The organism is Gordonia sp. Z-3 (assembly GCF_036233855.1).
GTDB lineage: Bacteria > Actinomycetota > Actinomycetes > Mycobacteriales > Mycobacteriaceae > Gordonia > Gordonia tangerina.
Window position 1 is genome coordinate 274,073 of sequence record NZ_JAZARS010000005.1, and the last position, 20,803, is coordinate 294,875.

Here is a 20,803-nt window from a genome sequence, read left to right on the forward strand (position 1 = left end):
TCTATGAACGCTATTGTCGAGCCCATGTCCAGCGCATCCGGTAGCCAGGTGATCGACCGCGCCGCGGCGTTGTTGCGTGCTGTGGCCGCCACCGAAACGGGTGGTGCCACCACCTCCGAGCTGGCGCGCGCCACCGATCTGGCCCGGCCCACCGCGCATCGTCTGCTGACTGCGCTCGCCCAGCAGGGGATGGTCGATCGGGACAGCACCAGCGGGATGTGGTCGCTGGGCCCCGAGCTGTACCTGCTGGGTGCGGGCGCCGCGCAGCGCTATGACATCACCGCGGCGGCGTCCGACATCGTGGAGCGTCTGGCCCGCGACACCGGTGAGAGTGCGTTTCTCTCGGCTCGGCGCGGTGACGAGACAGTGTGTGTGCTGAGCCGCGAGGGCAGCTTCCCGCTGCGCTCACATGTGCTGTATGTGGGCATCCGGTTTCCGCTCGGCGTGGCCACCGCGGGACTGGCCATCCTGAGTCACCTACCGGATCGGGAGGTGAACGAGTACTTCTCCCGCAGCGCACTCGAATCTCACTGGGGGGACGAGCATTCCGAGAACGAAGTGCGCAGGCGGATCGCCCGCACCCGTCGCGACGGGTATGCCACCAACCCGGCGCTGCTGGTGGAGGGGAGCTGGGGTCTGGGCGCCGCGGTGTTCGATCGGGCCGGACGGCCCGCCTGGGCGTTGAGTGTGACCGGCGTGCAGACGAGGTTCGGCCGTGACCGCCGAGCGATGATGGGTGAGTTGCTCCTCGATCAGGCGCAGACGTTGTCGGTCCGCCTGCAAAACCGCGATTGACTCCCCGGCGGCTACTCGCGCGCCCCGAGATTCAGTTCGTCCGGATGGGCCCCCACGCGGGTGCCCGTGTCCAGTTCGGCGATAGCGGCCAGGTCGTCGGCGCCCAACTCGAAGTCGAGGACGTCGATGTTCTGCGCGATGCGCTTGTCGTGCACAGACTTGGGGATCGCGATCACGCCGTTCTGCAGATGCCAGCGGATCATCACCTGGGCCGCCGATCGGCCGTACCGTTCGCCGATGCGGCTCAGGGTCGGGTCGGTCAGCAGGGTGTTGGGCGACGAGTCGGTACCCCAACCGGCGCCGCTGCCGCCCAACGGGCTCCACGCCTCGACGGCGATGCCGCGTGATTTGCAGTAGTCGCGCAGTTCGCGCTGGGCCAACCGCGGATGCAACTCGATCTGGTTGACGGCGGGCACCACACCGGTCGCGTCGATGATGGCGTCGAGGTGATGGGGTTCGAAATTCGACACACCGATCGACAGTGCCTTACCGGTATCGCGGAGCTCGGCCATCGCGCCCCAGGTCTCGATCATCCGTTCGCGGTTCTGCAGCGGCCAGTGGATCAGATACAGATCGACGTGGTCGAGTCCGAGACGCGCCAAGCTGGCGTCGAGCGCTGCGTGTGTCCGGTCGCGGCCGTGGTCGGCGTTCCAGAGCTTCGTCGTGACGAACACATCCGATCGGTCGACGCCGGAGCCGGCGATGCCCCGTCCGACTGCGGCCTCGTTGCCGTAGGCGGCCGCGGTGTCGATGTGCCGGTACCCGGCCCCGCCGATGGCGTAGCCGACCGCGTGCTCGGTGTCGGCGTCATCGGCCTGCCACACGCCGAGGCCGAGCTGAGGGATCAGCGTGCCAGTGGACAACTCGATGGTCGGGACGTCGGTGCTCATCACTTCAGGCTAGTGTTCCCGCGCGGGACGCCAGGCACATGACTGCGAGATCACGACGAACCCAAGCGCGGATGGGTGAGGAAGAACTGCCAGATCAGCTCGGTGGCCGACACCGTGTCGCCGACGCTGCCGGTGCTGTGGCCGGGGATCGGCGCCGGCCAGCGATGGGTTCCGCCACCCAGTCGGTAGTGCACCACCGCGGCCTCCGGACGTGCACACAGCGGCCACGAGATCCGGTCGACGGCGCGGTTCATCGGCACCACCAGCGGTGCGTCCACGCAGCCTGCGCGCTGGGTCCACCGTCGTAGCCAACTCGAGGTCGAGAGGTAGGAAGCACCGAGTTTCGTACCGCCTCGATAGGCGATCGTGCGGTCGGCGGTGCCGTGGAAGTCGATCAGCGAGATGGCCGGGCCATGGGCGCACCCGGCCACGGCCTGCTGATATACCGCCGCCCCGACGGTCGCGAAGCCGGCGAAGTCCGCGGGAAGCCGACAGGCCAGCATCGCCACGAGCCCACCGCCGTTGGACCGGCCGATCGCATACGTGCGACCGCGATCCACGCAGAACCGTGACCGCAGGTCGCGCAGCATGGCGCGGGTGAATCCGACATCATCGGCCCGCGGCGACGAATAGGGTGCGCCCTGCCACGCCGACGCGCCACCCCGGCCGGGAGCGGCGACCGGATACACCACCACCGCGGGCAGACCCGAGAGGCCGGTGTAGCGCTCGAAGGCAGCGGCGCGTTCGGCCCGCCCGTGGTAGGCGAGGATCAGCGGCACCGGCACCGTGCCGGGATAGAACGCGGGAACGTGCACACGAAATCGGCGCGTCACACCACCCACCGACACCGACCGCACCATGCTCGACCCCGGTCGCACAGAGTTCCCGGCGCATCCGGACACCGGGTGGACGGCTGCGTGGTGGCCGTGCGGCGCAGGAGCGTCGAACGGCGGTAGGGGCGTTGCGGTCACTGCGGGGGCGAGGCTCGCACCCAGTCCCGAGGCGAGGATGAGACCTAACCAGACGACGGAGAGGCGCCGCCGGATGCGACGTCGGGAGCCGGACATCGCCACAGAGTACGGCGCGGTTCGGTGGCATCGGGTGGTGTTGGCCGGACTGCGGTTTCCTCCTCCCACGCGCGCCGCATCTGGAATCCTTGGCTGGTGCTCCGAGGCAAAGCGTCCCATGCCGCCCCACCCGCCGCGCGCTCGACCACAGTGTTGTCGGCCATCGTCGTTGTCGCCGTGATACTTCTCCTCGGGACAATCGCACCGCCCGCCGGTGCAGCGCCGGCGCGTCTACCGAGCACGTTCGCGTGGGGCGTGTCATCGAGCGGTTTCCAGAGCGAAGGGTCGTCGCCCGACAGCAACTGGCGGCGCCACACCCACTCGGGCCGCACGCACGACCGGGTCGGGACATCGGTGGACTTCCGGCACCGCTACCGCGAGGACATCGCACGTGCCGCCCGGCTGGGTGTCGGCGTCTACCGCATCGGAGTGGGATGGGCGCGCATCGAGCCGCGGCCGGGCGTGATCGACCACGACGAGCTGGCCTACTACGACGATGTGGTCGCCGCGATCGTCGCCGCCGGCATGCGCCCGATGATCACGCTGGACCACTGGGTGTATCCCGGCTGGATCGCCGACCGAGGTGGGTGGGCCGACCCGGCCACACGCGAGGACTGGCTGCGCAACGCGCGGCGCGTGGTGAACCGCTACGACCGGTTCCACCCCTACTGGATCACCATCAACGAACCGTTCACCTACGTGACCAACGAGCTGCGCATCGGGGGGATCACGCCGGCAGCCGTCCCGACGATGGTCGACGGTCTCGTCGACGTGCATCGGGCGATCTACCGCTACATCCACCGCCGAGACCCGAACGCCATGGTGTCGTCGAATGTCGCCTACATTCCCACGGTGGAGCCGGCTCTCGACATCGCTTACCTCGATCGGCTCCGCGGCGCCCTCGACTTCATCGGGATCGACTATTACTACTCGGTGTCGCCGGGTGACACGAATGCTTGGCGTGCGGCGACCGAGGAACAGTGGCTGGCCCCCGTTGCGGCCGACGGTCTCTACTACGCGCTGCGTGACTATGCCCGGCGCTTCCCGGGCATCCCGCTGTATGTGGTGGAGTCGGGTATGCCCACACGCGACGGCGCCGACCGGCCGGACGGGTATCGGCGTGGGGACCATCTGCGCGATCTCGTCTACTGGCTGCAACGGGCCCGCGGCGACGGCGTCGACGTCATCGGGTACAACTACTGGAGTCTCACCGACAACTACGAGTGGGGAAGCTACACACCGAGGTTCGGGCTCTACACGGTGGACGTGGGGACCGACCCGACACTGACCCGCCGGCCGACGGATGCGGTCGAGGCCTACCGGCGGATCACGGCCGCCAACGGGGTTCCGGCCGAGTACCGGCCGACCCGCAGCGCCGAGGTCTGTTCGCTGGTCGCGGCGCCCTCGAGTTGCCTGGAACCGGTTCGATGACAGACCTTTCGATGACAGACCCTTCGATGACAGACCCTTCGATGACAGACCCTTCGATGACAGACCCTTCGATGACCAAGGAGGCCACCCATGGCCAAGACCGTGTTGCCCGCGGAGCCCATCGTCGACGCGCTCATCGCGCAGTGGCAGACGTTGGACGATGTGGTGTCTGCGCTGAGCGACGAACAATGGTCGGCGGACTCGATACTGCCGGGCTGGTCGATCGCCGACATCGTGGCGCACGTGATCGGAACCGAGAGCATCCTCGAGGGGCGCGACGTAACCGCCGCCCGCGACGTCAGTGGACTCGAGCATGTCCGCAATCCCATCGGTGAACTCAACGAACGATGGCTCGACCACTATCGGGAATCGCCGCGTGCGGATGTGATGGAGGCGTTCCGGGAGATCGTCGGTGTCCGCACCGAACATCTGCGTGCGATGACACAAGAGCAGTTCGACTCCGACGCGCTCACCCCCGCCGGCCAGGACACGTATGGGCGATTCATGCGCATCAGGGTCTTCGACTGCTGGATGCACGAGATCGACCTACGCGACAGCACCGGTGGGTCGGCCCCCTCGGACGAGGGGCCGGCCGGTGTGGCACTCGACGAGATCGCCGCGTCGCTGCCGTTCGTGGTCGGGAAGCGAGCCGCGACTCCAAAGGGCAGCTGTGTGCTGTTCGTGCTCGAGGGCCTCGCGGCCCGGCGCATCCGGATCTACGTCGATGACCGGGCTGCCAAGGTCGATCAGTTCCCGGACGGCGACGACTCCGCCGATGTCACGCTGACCGTCGATTCGATCGACCTCGCCCGCTTGGCCGGCGGACGGACAAGTGCGGACCCGAGCCGGGTCGCGATCGCCGGGGACGACGAGATCGGTCGAGCCATAGTCGGCGCCCTCAACTACGTGATCTGACGCTCGGGAGCGCGTCGCATGCGAACGTGTGTGCGAGGCAGGTTTCGAGTTCGGAATCCGAAGGTTCACTGTCGAGAACCCGGTGTCGTCTGAACGGATGAGTTGGGCGGGGTGCTGGCCGGTTTCGTCAACCAGCGGTGGGGGCGTCGGTGATGATCGCGCCGGAACCGAACTCGCGGGCGCGTGGGCCGTCGAGGATCTGGGCGGGTTGTGGATCACTCAGCAGCGTTCGGACGAGTTCCGGGGTCGCGGAGATCGGCTGATCGGCGGCCGCAAGGACGATGTTGCCGGTGCGTCGGCCCTTGAACATCGCCGCATCGGCGATCAACGCGACGTGCCGGAACACGGTCGTGGCGGTGGACACTTCCGCGCGGGCCAGCGCCAGATCCCGGTTGTCGCCACAATTGGCGAGGTACAGGCCGCCGGGGGCCAACACGCGGTGGGCCTGCTCGAGGAACTCCCGGCTGGTCAGGTGGCGTGGAGTGCGGGCGCCGGCGAATGCATCCCGCACGATCACGTCGCGAGTGTTCGCGGTCAGCGACGTCACCACCTCGCGGGCATCGCCGACCCTGATGCGTAACCGGGGAGCGCGGGGCAGATCGAACCACTCGCGGGCCAGGCGCGCGAGCTCACCGTCGATCTCCACTGCCACCTGCTTCGAGGCCGGGTATCGGCCGGCGACGAACCGTGGCAACGCACAGGCCGCCGCACCCAGGTGCAGAACGCGCAGCGGGCTGTCGAACGGAAACCTCTCCGCCATCACCGCGCTCATCTGCCGCATGTACTCGAAGTCGAGGACCGCGGGGTCGGGGTGGATGTGGGAACTCTGCGACCCGTTGACAGTGAGCAGCCACCCACCGGCAATGGTGTCCGGCATCAACTCGGCCACGCCGGTGTCGATCGAATAGGTGCCGGCGACGGGCTCGGCCTGGGATCTGGGCATTGCGGTGAGTCTATGCCGCCGCCGACGGTCGCAGGATCGAGCGCGGATACGATCGCCGACGTGCCGCATCCATCGCTCCCACCTGCGCCCATCCGCCGTGCCCGATCGGGGCGCGGCATCGCGAGCGGCCTCGTGCTCGGCGCCCTCGCCGATCGGTTGCTGGGCGATCCGCCGCGCTGGCATCCAGTGGCCGGCATCGGCCGCGCGATCGCGGTACTCGAGCAACAGCTGTACGGGGATGCGCACGCCCGGGGTGCCGGGCTGACCGGGCTGAGTGTGGCGGCGGCGTGGGGCATCGGCGCGCTCGCGACGAGACGGGCGGGTGCAAAGGGCACGGTTCTGGTCACCGCCACAACCACCTGGGCGGTGCTCGGCGGGACGACGTTGTGCAGGGTGGGTGTGGCGATGGCCGACGCCCTCGACGCGGGCGACCTGGACGCGGCACGGCGCTTGGTCCCCAGCCTGTGCGGTCGCCACCCGGACGCTCTGGACGAGGCCGGAATGATCCGCGCTGCAGTGGAATCGATCGCCGAGAACACCTCCGACGCCGCAGTGGCGCCACTGTTGTGGGGCGCGGTGGCCGGCGTGCCCGGCCTGCTCGCATACCGCACCGCCAACACCCTCGACGCGATGGTCGGCTATCGCAATCCTCGTTACCAGCGATTCGGATGGGCGTCCGCGCGCCTCGACGACCTGGCGAACCTGGTGCCCGCCCGGCTGTCCGGCCTGCTGGTGGTGGCGCTCGGCGGTGCGCCGACGCGGACCGTCGCCACCTGGCGTCGCGATGCCGGTCGCCATCCGAGCCCGAATGCCGGGGTCGTCGAGTCCGCCTTCGCCGGGACGCTCGGCGTCCGACTCGGCGGGCGCACCGAGTATCGACATGGCGTCGAGAACCGCCCGCTGTTGGGGACCGGGGCGGCGCCGACGACGACCGACCTGCGGGCCGCGGTACACCTGTCGCGCCGGGTTCAGGTGGCGGCCGCGCTGACCGCGGCGATGATCGCGATTCTGGTCAATCGCCGTAGCGGCGACTGAGCTTGGCGCGCACGTCAGCGTCCGCTGTTTCCGATTCCGGAGCGTTGCCGATCTGATGACGCTGCCGGGCACCCGATGCGGTGCCCGCCTCACGCAGATCAGCGCGGACGCGCTCTCGGCGGCTGCGGGCCGCAGCGGACGGGTCCGCGGTCGCGTCGGGTGAGCCGACCGCGATGCCGGACTCGGTCTCGGATGCCATCCGTGCTGCCCGACGTCGCTGCCGGATCTCGGAATAGATGAAATATCCGGCGCCCAGCGGCGCCATGATCCCGAACGCCAGCCACTGGAGGCCGTACGAGAGGTAGGGGCCCGAATCCAGTTGGGGAAGCGAGATCTCGCCGAGGGAACCGGGCTGGTCGGGCGACAGTTGCAGATAGAACGGGTCCAGCGACGTATCGACCGCGCGGCCGACTTCGGCCGGGTCGATGGTGTAGACGGCCGCTCGTCCCGCTTCGGTATGGGCGCCGCGGCCCGGAGATGTGCCCTCACCCTTCCGGATTCGCGCGTCGATCGTGGTCGACTCGGAGGGCGCGGCGGGAATCGACGGCAACGCGCCCTGCTCGGGGCGGACGTACCCGCGGTCGACGAGGACCACGCGGGAACCGTCGTCGGTGGCGAACGGGGTGAGTACCTCGACGGCCGGCCGTTCGTCCACCGACCGCAGGCGTACCAGGACCTCGCGATCGGTCAGATAGCGCCCACGCAATGTGACCTCACGCCATTCGGTCGAGGGGTCGAACCCGGCCCCGGCCGGTGCGACCTCGTCGATCGGCACTGCCGACTGCGACATGGCGGACGTGATCAGGTCGTTGCGATGTTCGGTGTCAGAATTCTTGCCCAGCTGCCATGGTGCGAGCAGGGTGAAGCACATCGCGGCGAACGCCACGACCACCACACCCAGGGCCAGCCACCCCGGGCGTAGGAACGTCCGCAACACATGCACACCACAACGGTACCGAGCGGACGAAATCGACTCGGCCCGGCGTGACGCTCGGTGGGGGCGGCCCGCGGTAGCGTTGTCGCAATTCACTCGAACGCGACCGGGCGAAGGTGACGACGTGCACCGCGACCAGATGAGGTGGAGTTGTCGGAGCCGTACCGCGCCGTGCTGGGGCATCTTCCTCACGACGTCGGCCACTATTACCAGCTGGTCCTGACCGACGCCGCGGCACGCGCGCGGTTCGTCGAGCTGTTCGGCGATCCGGACGAGAACCATCAGGCAGCGTCGGGTCGGGGCCTCTCGCCATCAGTGCCGCCCGGCTGGGAACAGGACTACGTGTCGGCCGCAGCCGCCACCCATCCGGCCGAGGACTTCGCCGAGACGTTTGCGCATTACCTGCACATCCGGGACACCCTCGACACCGCGGCATCGTTCGCGATGGCACCCGCCGGTTCGTCGCCGGAGAGCGTGATGTCCGGCGACATGGGATTCGAACAGCTGGTGGAGTGGTGGTTACCGCTGAGCTGGGCGCTGAATCAGATCAACCGCTCGATGGGACATCCCGATCTGTACCCGTATCTGCTGCCCGACCGCGTGTTGGACAAGATCCGTTTCGTGCACAATCTCGTGTCGCCGGGGTGACGGTCGGCTCAGTTGCCGTCCAGCGTCGCATGAACCCACGCCAGCAGGCCTGGGATGGCGGCCTCGATCTGTTCGCGGGTCTCCTCGAAATCCTCGCCGGTCCCGTAGTAGGGATCGTTGAGATCCAGGTCGTCGGGGTCCGCACCGGGATCGAAGCTGCGGAGCAGACGCACCCGCTCTCCCAACCGCTTGCGTTCCAATTCGCGGACGTGTCCGGCGTCCATGGCCACCAGCAGGTCCGCGTCGAAGTGTTCGGGGGACAACTGGGATGCCACGTGGGCGTCCGGGTACCCGTGTGCCAGCAACTCGGTCCGCGCGCGGTTGTCGGCCGGTTCGCCGGTGTGCCACCCGGTGGTCCCGCAGCTGGTCACCCGGACCCGCGCACCCAGGCCCGAGTCGTCGAGTGCCGACTGAAAGATGTTCTGTGCCATAGGTGACCGGCAGATGTTGCCGGTGCACACGAAACACACGTGTAGTTGATCAGACACCAAGTACCTCGCGCAGATCTGCAATGGACCCGACCGACCAGGCCGCCGAGTCCTCCTCCCCATGCAGAGCGTAACCCCATGCGACGATCACTGCTGGGATCCCGTACAGGGCGGCACCTTCCACATCGTGAGCGCGATCACCGATCATCACCACAGGGGAATCGGTCACGGCAGAACCGGGATCCGCGGTGATACCGAGCTGGGCGAGTGCGTGTGCGATCACATCGGATTTGGCGCGTCGGCTGCCGTCATCGCTGGCGCCGGCGATGACGTGGAAGTGCTCGGCGAGCCCGAAGTGTTCGAGGATCGCGCGGGCGGTCTTCTCGTTCTTCGACGTGGCGACCGCGAGGGTGCGGCCGCCGGACCGCAGGTCGGCGAGCAGGTCGCCCATACCGTCGAACACCGAGTTCTCCAGCCAGCCCACGTCGGTGTAGCGCTCCCGGTATGCACGCATCGCGTCGTCGGCGGTGGGGCCGTCGAGCCCGAGGCCGGTGAGCGTGTCGATCATCGGCGGTCCGGCGATACCAGCCACGACCTCGGGCGAGGGCTCGTCGGCACCCACCGCGGCCAGCGCATGCCGGAAGCTGTTGGCGATGCCGTCGAAACTGTCGGTGATCGTCCCGTCGAGGTCGACCAGCAGCACCGTCGAGGGATCACGAGGATCAGCAAGAGGGGCGGCGAGATCGGGTGTTCCAGGCGTGTCGGTCACAGTTCCATGGTGCACGTAGGCTGGGGATTTATGACATCGGGGCTGTTCGCGCGGGAGCGTCACGGCGATGCCGACGCCGAACCGGGACTTGTCGACTTCGCGGTCAACGTGCGGGGCGGGCCGCCACCGTTCGTCGCCGAAGCCCTGACCAGCCGGATCGGTGATCTGGCCGCCTACCCGTCGGGCGACGACGAGCAGCGGGCGGTGAAAACCATTGCCGTGGCCCATGGCCGAACCTCCGACGAGGTGCTCTTGCTGTCCGGTGCGGCCGAGGGCTTCGAGCTCCTGCCGCGACTGCGGTCGCGCCAAGCCGCGCTCGTCCAGCCGTCCTTCACCGAACCGGAGATCGCGTTGCGCGCCGCCGGGATCCCCATCACCGACGTCGTGTTGACCGACCCGTGGGAACTCGACCCGGACGCCGTGCCCGATGACGCCGACCTGGTGGTGGTGGGCAACCCCACCAACCCGACCTCGGTGCTGCACCCCGCCGCCGCGATCGAACGTCTGCGGAGACCAGGACGGTTCGTGGTGGTCGACGAGGCCTTCGCCGACATCACGATCGATCCCGCCACGGGCCGTCCGGAACCGGAGTCCGTCGCTCACCGGTCGCACCCAGACCTCATCGTCATCCGCAGTGTCACGAAGACATTCGGTCTCGCCGGACTGCGGGCCGGATACCTGCTCGCCGCCCCGGAGGTGATCGCGCGGTTGACGGTCGGCCGACGACCGTGGCCGCTGGGCACCTTGGCGCTGACCGCGCTGACCGCCTGTGTCGGACCCACCGGTCAGGAGTACGCGCACGGTGAGGCGCGCCGGCTCGCCGCGGATCGCGCCGAGATGGTCGCGATGCTGTCTTCGGCGGGTCTCGAGGTCTGCGGGCAGCCACGCGCATCATTCCTGCTGATCCGGGTGCCACAGGCCTTGCGGGTCAAACAACGACTGCGTGATCGGGGTTTCGCGGTGCGCAGCGCCGCGAACTTCGTCGGCCTCGACGACGACCACATACGTCTGGCCGTGCGGGACATCGCCACCACCCGGACGCTCGTCGACACCATCACGGCCATTCGAGAGGAGATCGCGTCATGTCCACAACCGTCGCCGAGGTGATCGAGGTCCTCGACCGCGCCTACCCGCGAGGGCTGGCCGAGCCGTGGGATTCGGTCGGGTTGGTCTGCGGCGATTCCGGTGAGCCGGTCGACACGATCCTGACCTGTGTCGACGTCACCGAGGACGTGGTGGCGGCCGCGATCGGCATGGGGGCCCAGCTGATCGTCGCCCATCATCCGCTGTTGCTGCGCGGAGTGGATTCGGTGTCGGCCGACACCGACAAGGGGCGGATCGTGCATCGGCTCATCCGGTCGGGGATTGCGCTGTTCACCGCGCACACCAACGCCGACAGCGCCCGCCCCGGAGTCTCCGATGCACTCGCCGACGTACTCGACGTGGTCGACACGTTCCCCATCGAGCCGCGGTCGTCCACTGTTCTGGACAAGTGGGTGGTGATGGTGCCCGAAGGCAATGCCGAGCAGGTCAGCGAGGCCATGTTCGCCGCCGGGGCCGGCGAGATCGGCGAGTACCGGGATTGCTGCTGGTCGGTGGTCGGTACGGGGCAGTTCGAGGCGCAGGGATCGGCCGATCCGACGATCGGCGAGGTGGGATCGCGCACACGGGTCGATGAGGAACGGCTCGAGATGGTTGCCCAGCGCCGACTGCGTCGCGCGGTGCTGACCGCGCTGCGCGGAGCGCACCCGTATGAAGAGCCGGCGTTCGACATCCTCGAGCTCGCCGACGCCGAGATGTCGACCGGGTTGGGCCGGATCGGACGGCTCCGGGAACCGACCACGCTCGCGGACTTCGCCGAACTGGTCGCCGCGCGCCTGCACACCCCGTCCGGAGTGCGGGTGGCAGGGTCGTCACAGACCGCCGTCGGCACTGTCGCGGTCTGCGGCGGCGCAGGCGATTCGTTGCTCGAGGCGGTCGCGTCGGCCGGTGCGGATGTGTACGTCACGGCCGATCTACGCCACCATCCGGCCGATGAGAACCGACGTCGCGGCGGACCGGCGCTGATCGATGCGGGGCATTGGGCCACCGAGTTCCCGTGGTGCGGTCAGGTATCGCGAATGTTGGCCGCCGAGTTGCATGTCACGGTCTCGGTTCACCGTGAACCGACCGATCCGTTCGCGGTCGTCACCAGATACTGACGGCCGCGTCCGGCGTCATGGGCGGACGCGTACGGTATGGGGACCGTCGCACGGCGCCCCACCGCGGGCCCCGCGTCGGGAGAACAGAACAGTGAACGGCGCAGGGATGAGGCACTGGTGACGACTGCACAGCACGACAGCCAACGACGGAGGTGGGCACGGTGAAGGCGGATCCGGGAGCGCAGCGGCTCCTGCTCGACCTCGCCGACGTCGACGCGGAAATCGCTCGCATCGACCATCGCCGGGCATCACTCCCGGAGGATGCCGAGCTCGCTGAACTGTCCAAACGCGTCGAGGTGGCGCGCGATGACCTGGTTCGCGCCGAGATCTCCGCGGAGGATCTGACCCGGGAGTACCGCCGAATGGAGGGTGAGGCGAACGGGATGGCAGCGCGCGAGGCCAAGGACTCCGCGCAGCTGACCGCCGGTGGGCTCGCACCCAAGGCGCTCTCCGAACTGCAACACGAGCTCAACGGTTTGGCTCGCCGTCGCGCGGCGGTGGAGGACGACATGCTCGGTGTGATGGAGCAGCAGGAGGCCGTCGCCGCCGAACAGCAACGCGCCGCGGCAACCATCGATCAGGTCGACGCCGAGGTTGCGACGGTGCGTGAGCGGCGCGACCGTGCGCTGGCCGCGGCAACCCACGACCGCGAGGCGGCCGACGCTCGGCGCACGGCCTTGATTGCCGACATCGCTCCCGAGTTGCTCGCCATCTACGACCGGCAGCGTGCGTCCGGTCGGGTCGGCGCCGGCTTGCTGCGCGCACGCCGGTGCGGCGCCTGCCGAATGGAACTCGACCGAGGCACCATCGCATCGATCTCCGGCGCGTCTGCCGACGACGTGATCCGCTGCGAGGAATGTGGCGCGGTCCTGGTGCGGACCGCAGAGTCGGGTCTGTAGTAGATGACCAACGCCACCGCGACCGGCGACAGATCACCCACCTGGCAGGGGCAGCGAGTGCGGCCGACGCGGCTGTTGTTGCTGCGGCACGGTCAGACCGAGCTGTCGGTGCAGCGCCGCTACTCCGGGCGAGGCAACCCCGAACTCACCGAGCTCGGACGTCGTCAGGCGGCGGCGGCGGCCACACGACTGGGGGCCGACCCCGAGATCGCCGCGGTGGTGTCGTCGCCGCTGAGTCGGGCGCAGACCACCGCACGTGCGGTCGCCGACCGGCTCGGGCTGGAGGTGACGGTCACCGACGGGCTGATCGAGACGGACTTCGGTGCCTGGGAGGGGCTTACCTTCACCGAGGCCGCCGAACGCGACCCCGAACTGCATTCCCGATGGCTGGCCGACACCGGCGTTCCCGCGCCTGACGGAGAGAGCTTCGCCCAGGTCGCCGAGCGCGTCCGATTAGCCAAAGATTCACTGCTGCAACGGTACTCAGGCCAGACGGTGCTGGTGGTGTCGCATGTCACCCCGATCAAGTCGCTGCTTCGGGACGCCCTCGGCTCTGGCCCGGAACTGTTGTTCCGCCTGCACCTCGACCTCGCCTCACTGTCGATCGCCGAGTTCTTTCCCGATGGCGGATCGGTGGTCCGGTTGGTCAACGACACGGGCCACCTCGACTGAGGTGCGCCCGCGCACCGGTATCCTGTATGGGCGAACGAGTCGGCCGGGCGGCCGCGGTGCGCGGAACGGCCCGACAACGGGTACGCCGACATCGAGGAAAGTCCGGACTCCACAGAGCAGGGTGGTTGTCAACGGCAACCCGGGGTGACCCGCGGGACAGTGCCACAGAGAACAGACCGCCGCCGCGGATCTTTCGAGATCGGCGGCGGTAAGGGTGAAACGGTGCGGTAAGAGCGCACCAGCGGCACGGGTGACCGTGCCGGCTCGGTAAACCCCACCCGGAGCAAGGCCGAAGCTCGCACCGCGGGAGACCGTGTGTGCGGGTGCGCGGATGGCAGAGGGCTGCTCGCCCGAGTCCGCGGGTGGGCCGCTCGAGGTACCCGGCGACGGTGTGCCCAGATGGATGGTCGCCACCCGGTCCTCGTGATCGGGAACAGGATCCGGCTTACACGCCGACTCGTTCGCCCCGCGGCCGGGATCCACCGGTCGGGCACCTGCTCGCATACAGTCGGGGGCGTGCAGCGCGTACTGTCGGCCCCCGATCTCGACTTCGACGCGGTTCGTACCGAACTCGGCGTGACCGAGAACTATGGTGCCGACGCACAGGCCGAGGCCGAACACCCGGTGGACCGGTATGCGGGTGAGCGGGAGGACCGTACCGACCTGGCGTTCGTCACGATCGATCCGCCGACGTCGATGGACCTGGACCAAGCGGTGCACATCGCCGCCGACGCCGACGGTTTCGTCATCTCCTACGCGATCGCCGACGTTGCTGCGCTCGTGGCCCCCGAAGGTGCCTTGGATCAGGAGAGCCGCAGGCGGGGCACCACATTCTACTTCCCTGACCGATCGGTGCCACTGCATCCCCGGGCGCTGTCGGAGGGAGCCGGCTCGCTGTTACCCGACCAGCGTCGGCCGGCGGTGATGTGGACCATCCGGGTCACCCCGGAGGGTGCTGTCACGCAGGTGTCGCTGCGTCGGACGATGATCCGTTCGGTCGCCAAACTGACCTATGCCGGCGTGTCCGACGATGCCACGCGCGGCCGGCTGCATCCGTCGATCGCGGCGCTACCGGCTTTCGGCGAACTGCGGCACCGGGTCGCACTCGAACGCGGCGCCGTCGAACTCGACCTGCCCGACCAAGAGGTCACGCGCACCGATCGTGGGTGGATGCTGCGGCTGGCGCCGCACACCCCGGCCGACATGTGGAACTCGCAGCTGTCGCTGCTCACCGGAATGTGTGCGGGGCGGATCATGGCCGAGGCGGGCGTCGGCCTGCTGCGCACCCTGCCGCCGGCCGATCATGCTGCGGTGGTGGCTCTGCAGAGCTCCGCCGCAGCCCTCGGTGTCCCGTGGCCGCCCGGAGCGACGCCCGGCCAGTTCCTCGCCGGGTTGCCACGCGATGCACCCGCCACACTTGCGTTGATGTCGGCCGGGGCGGGCCTGATGCGCGGAGCCGATCATCTCGTGCTCGGCGGTGACACCGGACATGCGACTGCGGAGAAGATGAGTCATGCCGCGATCGGCGGGGTGTATGCGCATGTGACCGCGCCGCTGCGTCGACTCGGCGATCGGTTCGCCACCGAGGTGTGTCTGGCGGTCACAGCCGGCGAGCCGGTGCCCGACTGGGTGACCCGGGCGCTACCGACGTTGCCGACTCTGCTGCGGTCGGCGGGCTCGCTGGCGTCGGCTGCCGACCGGGCCGGCATCGATTTAGCGGAGGCAACCGTACTGGCCGACCGAGTGGGGGAGACGTTCGAGGCGGTGGTCTTGCACTCGGCCACGCAGAATCGGCCTGCCCAGGTGTTTCTCACCGAGGTCCCGGTGATCGCTCCGTGCGATGGTGACCCGCCACCGGGGCGTCGGTTGACGGTGGTGCTGCGGGCTGCCGACCCGTCCGCGCGGGTGGTGCGGTTCGAGTTCATCCCCGACTCGGGGCAGTAGCCGGTGCCTCGAATCGGTACTACCGACAAACGTCAGAGGTCCTTGGCCGCCTTGCGGTAGTCGGCCAACGCCCGTTCGCCGTCGACCTCCTGCCGGGCGTCGATGCGCCCGAGGACGAACATGTCCGGTCCCGACAGGGTGTTGGTGGCTGCGAGTTCGCCGAGACGCTGACGGTTGATGCGGGTGTCGTTGTAGTCGCCGAGGGAGCTCTGCAGTCGCTTGGCGGCCTTGGCGACGGCCTTGTACCGCTTGCGACCCAACGGCTCCGCGGCATCGGTGCTGTACCGTAACCGCTTGGCGCGCTTACGGATCGTGTGCAGCTGTTCCTCCCACTCGGGGGACCGTTCGGTCATCGCGGCCAGCGTTTTCTGCGCCTTGCGGATGCTCTTGCGGTTCTTCTCGATGGACCGGTCCACGGCGGTCACGGCATCGATGTCGGCATCGGGGCCCGGCGGCGGGGAGGCGATGAGTTCGTCGATCGAGTCGAGCAAGGCGAAATAGCGGGCCGAATTCATCGCGGAGTGCGCGGCTTTGATGGCCCGATCGTGGATGCTGGTCTCGGTGCCGGTGAGTTCGGCGACCAGTGCGGCCGAGGCGTTTTCCGAGCGCAGCAGTCCCTGGTCGATGGCGATCTGAACCTCGGAATCGCGAGCGTCGCCGAGAATGCGCGCCAGCAGCTTCAGTTCCTCGTTCAGATGGGCGGTACGCGCCGGGTCGAGCACAGTGGGAAAACCGGCGAAGATGCTACGCAGTCGTCGGCAGGCCACCCGCATCTGGTGGACGGCGTCCTCGGCGTCGATGCGCACCTGCGGGTCGTAGGCGACCAGGGAATTGCGATGGATGGCGATGTCGGTGACGACCAGATCCAGCGCGGTGGGGCGCCGTCCGAGGTGCGGTTCGACGACGGTCGGCGTCGAACCGATGGCACGAGCAAGTTTGGACGCCGACGATGCGGTTCGCCCGCCGGAGTTGCGCAGCAACTTCTCGGCCGCCTTGAGCAGACGGGTGTCGCGGCCGCCGTCGAGGAGCTCGAACTCCCACTCTGCCCATTCCTGGTAGTGGCCGCCGGGCAGCATCGACTGCGCGGACACGAGGTCCTCGGCGAATTCGGCAACGGGCCGACCGTCGGCGCCCATCAGCGTTGTCACCGTGCGCGTGGTGGACAGCGCGGCGACCGGGATCAGCTTGCGGGTACGGGTCAACGCGATGACCGGGGTGATCAGCTCGGCGGGGACGTCGGCGTCGGCGGGTGCGTCGCTGAAGCCGATCCGCAGCTCACGTCGGGCACCGGCGATGCCGGTGGGGCGCTTGAGATGCCAGCCGGCGTCGTGTCCGCCGGTGCGCCGGCGCATGGTGATCCGGTTGCCGGCGAGGTCGAGGTTCTCGGTGTCGAAATAGGTGGCGTCGAGCTGAAAGGTCTCCGGTGCCGACGCGCCGATGACACCTGGCAGAATCCGGAGGTCCGGGGCGGTGTGGCCCGCGTCCACGTCGAACTTCAGTTCCACTTCGATCTGCTCGGACGGGGCCACCCCAGATCCTCCTGTTCACCGGCCGGGGCTCGGCGTGGCCCGGCGTGCGCATACGTCGTCCTGACGAGTCTAGAGTGCACCGGTCATCGTCACCGCGACCGATTCGCGAAGTCGTCGGTAGCAGTGATCAAGTGGTGCTTGATACCCGGTTCGAAGGAGGCGTGACCGGCGTCGTCGACGATGTGCAACGTCGCGGACGGCCAGGCGCGGTGTAGATCCCACGCGCTGCGGGTGGGGCAGACGACGTCGTAGCGGCCCTGCACGATGACCCCGGGAATGTGCGCGATGCGGTCGATGTCGGCGAGCAATTGGCCCTCACGCAGGAAACCGTGATTGACGAAGTAGTGGTTCTCGATCGCGGCGAAGGCCAGGTCGAATCGCGGGTCGCCGGCGGCCATCCCGGAATTGTCCTGGGGCTTGTTCGGCAGCAGATAGCTGGTGGCCTGCTCCCAGCCTGTCCACGCGGTCGCCGCGGCCTGCGCGAGGTCCCGGTCGGTGGAGGTGAGCAACCGGTGGTAGGCCGCGACCAGGTCGCCGTCGCGCTCGGCTGCCGGGATCGGAGCCAGGTAGGACTCCCACAGGTCGGGATAGATGTGCGCGGCTCCACCGTTGTAGTACCAGTCGATCTCACTGCGGCGTAGCAGAAAGATTCCGCGCAGCACGAGTTCACTGACGCGATCGGGGTGAGCCTGCGCGTAGGCGAGACCGAGCGTGGACCCCCAGGACCCCCCGAACACCTGCCACCGGTCGATCTGCAGATGTTCGCGCAGCCGTTCCATGTCGGCGATGAGGTGGCCGGTGGTGTTGACCGACAGGTCGGCACCGTCGGCGATGTGCGGCCGCGACCGACCACACCCACGCTGATCGAACAGGACGATTCGGTAGCGCGTCGGATCGAAGAACCGCCGCTGCTCGGGCGACGTGCCGCCACCCGGACCACCGTGCACGAACACCACCGGCTTGCCGTCGGCACGGCCCGAGACCTCCCAATAGACCTGCTGACCGTCACCGACGTCGAGATGGCCGTGGTCGTGCGGTTCGATCGGCGGATAGAAATCGCGCATGGGGTAAGCCTAGAGCGTGGTCGAGAACCGGCTCACCCGTTCCTGCGCGAGGGGGCGCCTCAGTAGCTGTGCTCGGGTGCGGGGAACGCTCCGCGACGCACCTCGTCGGCGTACTGCTCTGCCGCAGAGCGCAACTCCGACCCGACGTCGGCGAACCGTTTGACGAATTTCGCCGTCTTGCCGTGCGTCAGGCCGGCCATGTCCTGCCAGACCAGCACCTGCGCGTCGGTCTCGTTGCCCGCGCCGATCCCGACGGTCGGGATGGTGAGTTTGCGGGTGATCTGTCCCGCGAGGTCGGCGGGCACCATCTCCATCACGACGGCGAACGCGCCGGCTTCCTGGACTGCGATGGCATCGGCGACGAGTTGATCGCCGGCGTCGCCCCGTCCCTGGACGCGGTAGCCGCCGAGCCCGTTCACGCTCTGCGGAGTGAAACCGATGTGCGCCATCACGGGAATCCCGGCCGCGGTCAGCGTGGCGATCTGATCGGCCACCCGCTCACCACCTTCGAGCTTGATCGCGTGCGCGCCGGTCTCCTTGAACACCTTCACCGCGGACTCCAGCGCCTGCTGCGGGCCGGCCTCATAGCTGCCGAACGGCAGGTCGGCGACGACCAGGGCATGCGGCGCGCCGCGAACCACGGCGCGGATCAGCGGGATGAGTTCATCGACGGTCACCGGGATCGTGGTGTCGTAGCCCAGAACCACATTGGCCGCGGAGTCACCGACGAGTAGCACCGGGATCTCGGCGGCGTCGAAAATGCGGGCCGTCGAGTAGTCGTAGCAGGTCAGCATCGACCACTTCTCGCCGTCAGCCTTCATCTGGCCGAGATGGTGAACGCGAGTGGTGCGGCGACGGGGGGCCGAGGCGGACGAATCGCCCGCAGCGGGGCCCGTGGCGCCATAGACCGAAGATTCGGACATCGTTGTCTCTTTTCTGCCTCGAGTCCTGCCGTGCAGGTACCCGGGTTGGGGTTGGACACTGCCATTGTGGCACCGGGGAGTGCCCCGATACATGCCGGTGACCTGTGGTTTTTCTCACATCCGGCGAATGGTTGCGGCGAGCGGTGACCGTACGATCTGTGCCATGGCGAGCTCCGGGACGCTACCTCGACGCGCCGGATTGCTCGTCCTGCTGGTGCTGGTGACGGTCGTCAGTGGCTGTCGCGTGATCCCGGCGGACGCCGAGATCGACTGGCGGCCCTGTGGTCCGGAGTTCGCAGTGGCCGCCGGCGCGGTACCCGGCATGCTCGCCGGGCGTGTGTCGTGCGGTTGGGTCGAGGTTCCGCTCGACCCAACCGACACGGGTCGGGGGACCGTCGATCTCGCCGTCGCGCGGATCTCTGCTGCGGGCCCGAGCAACGGCACGGTGGTCATCGACCCGGGCGGCCCGGGGGCGTCGGGCGTCGGCCATCTCGTCGGCGCGGCGGCGGCGCTGGCATCGCAACCGATCGCCGCCACCCATGATCTCGTGGCGGTCGATGCGCGCGGGGTGGGCGCCTCGCGGCCGTCGCTGCGGTGTCGCACCGATGCCGAGCGTGACGCCGAACGAGCGATGGACTTCGGTGACCGGTCGACCACCGGTGTGCGACGCATCGAGTCCTACCGGCGCAGCATCGCTCAACGATGCGCCGATCGGATCGGCACGCAGTTCCTCACGCGGGTCGGCACGGACTTCGTGGCAGCGGACCTCGACCGTGTCCGCCAACTGCTCGGCGTCGAGGAGATCTCGTTTCTCGGTCACTCCTATGGCACGCGTCTTGGTTTCGCCTACGCGCAGCGGTATCCGGACCGCCTGCACGCGATGGTCCTCGACGGGGTGGTGGATCCCACGCAGGACCCGGACGATGCGACGGTTGAGCAGATGGCCGGCTTCCAGGCTGCGTTCGACGCATTCGCCGCCGACTGCGTGGCCCGGGCGGGGTGTCCGCTGGGTGATCGCGCCGATCGCGCGGTCGAGGTCTACCGCGGCCTCGTAGGGCCCTTGGTCACCCGGCCCGTACCCGCCGGTGATCGATCACTGACCGCCGGGGATGCGGAGTCGGGCACCATCTTCGCGCTGTACCAGCGGTCCCGGTGGGGCGATCTGCGTCGCGCGCTCGGCTCGCTCGAGCGCGCCGACGGCACTCCGATGGTGCAGTTGGCCGATGCGTACGAGGGACGCGGCCACGATGGTCGCTACGGTCCGATGCAGGATGCGTTCCTGGCGATCAGCTGCGCCGACGAACCGCCGCTCGACGCGGGAGCCGACCCCGGCGAGCTGGACCGGCGGATGAGGATCGCCGCGCCGTTCCTCGACGACGGACGTGGCACCGGTCGGGGCCCGGTGAGTATCTGCGAACTTCTGCCTCCACCGGCCCGGTCGCCGGCGGAGCCTGGCGCCGATCCGGCGAGCGTGGCCTGGCCGGCGACGGCGCCGACTCCTCTCGTCGTGGCGACGACCGGGGACCCGGCGACGCCGTATCGGACGGCGATGTCGGTGGCCAACAGGATCGGGGCGCAGACGGTCACCGTGGTCGGCGCCGACCACACGGCGGTCTTCGTCGGTGACCGCTGCGTCGACGAGGCGGTCGACAGCTATCTGGCTGATCCCACCAACTCGTCACGAAGTCTCACATGTTGAGATGGCATCCGAAAAAG

At 68.6% G+C, this 20,803-nt stretch carries 19 protein-coding genes, 1 other RNA gene and 1 pseudogene; 12 read left to right on the forward strand and 9 right to left on the reverse strand.

The genetic code is table 11. The features are described from left to right. Positions 1–24: 24 nt before the first annotated feature. Entirely contained in the window at positions 25–795 is a 771-nt protein-coding gene (locus VX037_RS08075; RefSeq protein WP_328713809.1) for an IclR family transcriptional regulator, read from the forward strand. A gap of 11 nt (positions 796–806) precedes the next feature. Here VX037_RS08075 and VX037_RS08080 read toward each other — a convergent pair whose 3' ends face one another. Together VX037_RS08080 and VX037_RS08085 are read right to left on the reverse strand one after the other, a co-directional pair. Beyond that, positions 807–1,685: an aldo/keto reductase gene (locus VX037_RS08080; protein WP_328713811.1), complete on the reverse strand. Its 879-nt coding sequence runs from the start codon at positions 1,683–1,685 to the stop codon at positions 807–809. Between the two features lie 50 nt (positions 1,686–1,735). Next, entirely contained in the window at positions 1,736–2,752 is a 1,017-nt protein-coding gene (locus VX037_RS08085) for an alpha/beta hydrolase family esterase (protein WP_235722723.1), read from the reverse strand. A 96-nt stretch (positions 2,753–2,848) separates the two neighbouring features. Here VX037_RS08085 and VX037_RS08090 point away from each other — a divergent pair, with 96 nt between their 5' ends. Both VX037_RS08090 and VX037_RS08095 read left to right on the forward strand, forming a co-directional pair. Beyond that, complete coding sequence (locus VX037_RS08090) at positions 2,849–4,183, forward strand: family 1 glycosylhydrolase (RefSeq protein WP_372474974.1); 1,335 nt, start codon at positions 2,849–2,851, stop codon at positions 4,181–4,183. Positions 4,184–4,273: 90 nt separating this feature from the next. After that, positions 4,274–5,098, forward strand: a complete 825-nt coding sequence (locus VX037_RS08095; protein WP_287016937.1) for a maleylpyruvate isomerase family mycothiol-dependent enzyme — start codon at positions 4,274–4,276, stop codon at positions 5,096–5,098. 127 nt (positions 5,099–5,225) lie between these two features. On the opposite strand, the gene VX037_RS08100 is transcribed toward VX037_RS08095, so the two are convergent. Next, positions 5,226–6,041, reverse strand: coding sequence for a spermidine synthase (locus VX037_RS08100; RefSeq protein ID WP_328713812.1), 816 nt, complete (start codon positions 6,039–6,041; stop codon positions 5,226–5,228). A gap of 60 nt (positions 6,042–6,101) precedes the next feature. Here VX037_RS08100 and VX037_RS08105 point away from each other — a divergent pair, with 60 nt between their 5' ends. Further along, positions 6,102–7,076 carry a cobalamin biosynthesis protein gene (locus tag VX037_RS08105; protein ID WP_328713813.1) on the forward strand — a complete coding sequence of 325 codons (975 nt, stop codon included), beginning with the start codon at positions 6,102–6,104 and terminating at the stop codon, positions 7,074–7,076. Here VX037_RS08105 and VX037_RS08110 read toward each other — a convergent pair. Beyond that, positions 7,054–8,019 (reverse strand): SURF1 family cytochrome oxidase biogenesis protein, encoded by a 966-nt coding sequence (locus tag VX037_RS08110; protein ID WP_287016934.1) that lies wholly within the window; start codon positions 8,017–8,019, stop codon positions 7,054–7,056. The two genes, VX037_RS08105 and VX037_RS08110, sit on opposite strands and share 23 nt — an antisense overlap. Positions 8,020–8,122: 103 nt before the next feature. On the opposite strand from VX037_RS08110, the pseudogene VX037_RS08115 reads away from it, so the two are divergent. After that, positions 8,123–8,658: pseudogene (locus VX037_RS08115) on the forward strand (putative zinc-binding metallopeptidase); the annotation flags it as partial. An 8-nt stretch (positions 8,659–8,666) separates the two neighbouring features. Here VX037_RS08115 and VX037_RS08120 read toward each other — a convergent pair. Next, complete coding sequence (locus tag VX037_RS08120) at positions 8,667–9,146, reverse strand: low molecular weight protein-tyrosine-phosphatase (RefSeq protein ID WP_287016933.1); 480 nt, start codon at positions 9,144–9,146, stop codon at positions 8,667–8,669. After that, a complete protein-coding gene (locus VX037_RS08125) occupies positions 9,139–9,855 on the reverse strand; it encodes an HAD hydrolase-like protein (protein ID WP_235722729.1) in 717 nt (238 codons plus the stop codon). The genes VX037_RS08120 and VX037_RS08125 overlap by 8 nt, the downstream gene beginning before the upstream one ends. Positions 9,856–9,885: 30 nt before the next feature. Between VX037_RS08125 and cobC the strand changes: the two genes are divergently transcribed. From cobC to VX037_RS08155, 6 genes are all read left to right on the forward strand, one after another. Further along, complete coding sequence (gene cobC / locus VX037_RS08130; RefSeq protein WP_328713815.1) at positions 9,886–10,962, forward strand: Rv2231c family pyridoxal phosphate-dependent protein CobC; 1,077 nt, start codon at positions 9,886–9,888, stop codon at positions 10,960–10,962. Then, positions 10,938–12,056: a Nif3-like dinuclear metal center hexameric protein gene (locus VX037_RS08135; protein WP_328713817.1), complete on the forward strand. Its 1,119-nt coding sequence runs from the start codon at positions 10,938–10,940 to the stop codon at positions 12,054–12,056. The genes cobC and VX037_RS08135 overlap by 25 nt, the downstream gene beginning before the upstream one ends. A gap of 161 nt (positions 12,057–12,217) precedes the next feature. Continuing rightward, positions 12,218–12,955 (forward strand): zinc ribbon domain-containing protein, encoded by a 738-nt coding sequence (locus VX037_RS08140; RefSeq protein WP_328713819.1) that lies wholly within the window; start codon positions 12,218–12,220, stop codon positions 12,953–12,955. Positions 12,956–12,958: 3 nt separating this feature from the next. Continuing rightward, positions 12,959–13,627, forward strand: a complete 669-nt coding sequence (locus tag VX037_RS08145) for a bifunctional RNase H/acid phosphatase (protein WP_328713821.1) — start codon at positions 12,959–12,961, stop codon at positions 13,625–13,627. Positions 13,628–13,662: 35 nt separating this feature from the next. Beyond that, positions 13,663–14,091, forward strand: an RNA gene (gene rnpB, locus VX037_RS08150) — RNase P RNA component class A. 52 nt (positions 14,092–14,143) lie between these two features. Next, on the forward strand, positions 14,144–15,571 hold the full coding sequence (locus VX037_RS08155; RefSeq protein WP_328713823.1) for an RNB domain-containing ribonuclease: 1,428 nt from the start codon (positions 14,144–14,146) through the stop codon (positions 15,569–15,571). A 32-nt stretch (positions 15,572–15,603) separates the two neighbouring features. Here VX037_RS08155 and VX037_RS08160 read toward each other — a convergent pair whose 3' ends face one another. The 3 genes from VX037_RS08160 to panB all read right to left on the reverse strand — a co-directional run bounded on the left by VX037_RS08160 (position 15,604) and on the right by panB (position 19,087). After that, the gene (locus VX037_RS08160) at positions 15,604–17,100 is read right to left on the reverse strand and encodes a CYTH and CHAD domain-containing protein (protein WP_328713825.1); all 1,497 of its coding nucleotides are present in this window, start codon (positions 17,098–17,100) and stop codon (positions 15,604–15,606) included. Between the two features lie 89 nt (positions 17,101–17,189). Further along, positions 17,190–18,164, reverse strand: coding sequence for a prolyl aminopeptidase (gene pip, locus VX037_RS08165; RefSeq protein WP_287016927.1), 975 nt, complete (start codon positions 18,162–18,164; stop codon positions 17,190–17,192). 59 nt (positions 18,165–18,223) lie between these two features. Next, entirely contained in the window at positions 18,224–19,087 is an 864-nt protein-coding gene (panB, locus tag VX037_RS08170; protein ID WP_235722740.1) for a 3-methyl-2-oxobutanoate hydroxymethyltransferase, read from the reverse strand. 163 nt (positions 19,088–19,250) lie between these two features. Between panB and VX037_RS08175 the strand changes: the two genes are divergently transcribed. Next, positions 19,251–20,786: an alpha/beta fold hydrolase gene (locus VX037_RS08175; protein ID WP_328713827.1), complete on the forward strand. Its 1,536-nt coding sequence runs from the start codon at positions 19,251–19,253 to the stop codon at positions 20,784–20,786. Positions 20,787–20,803 lie beyond the last annotated feature (17 nt).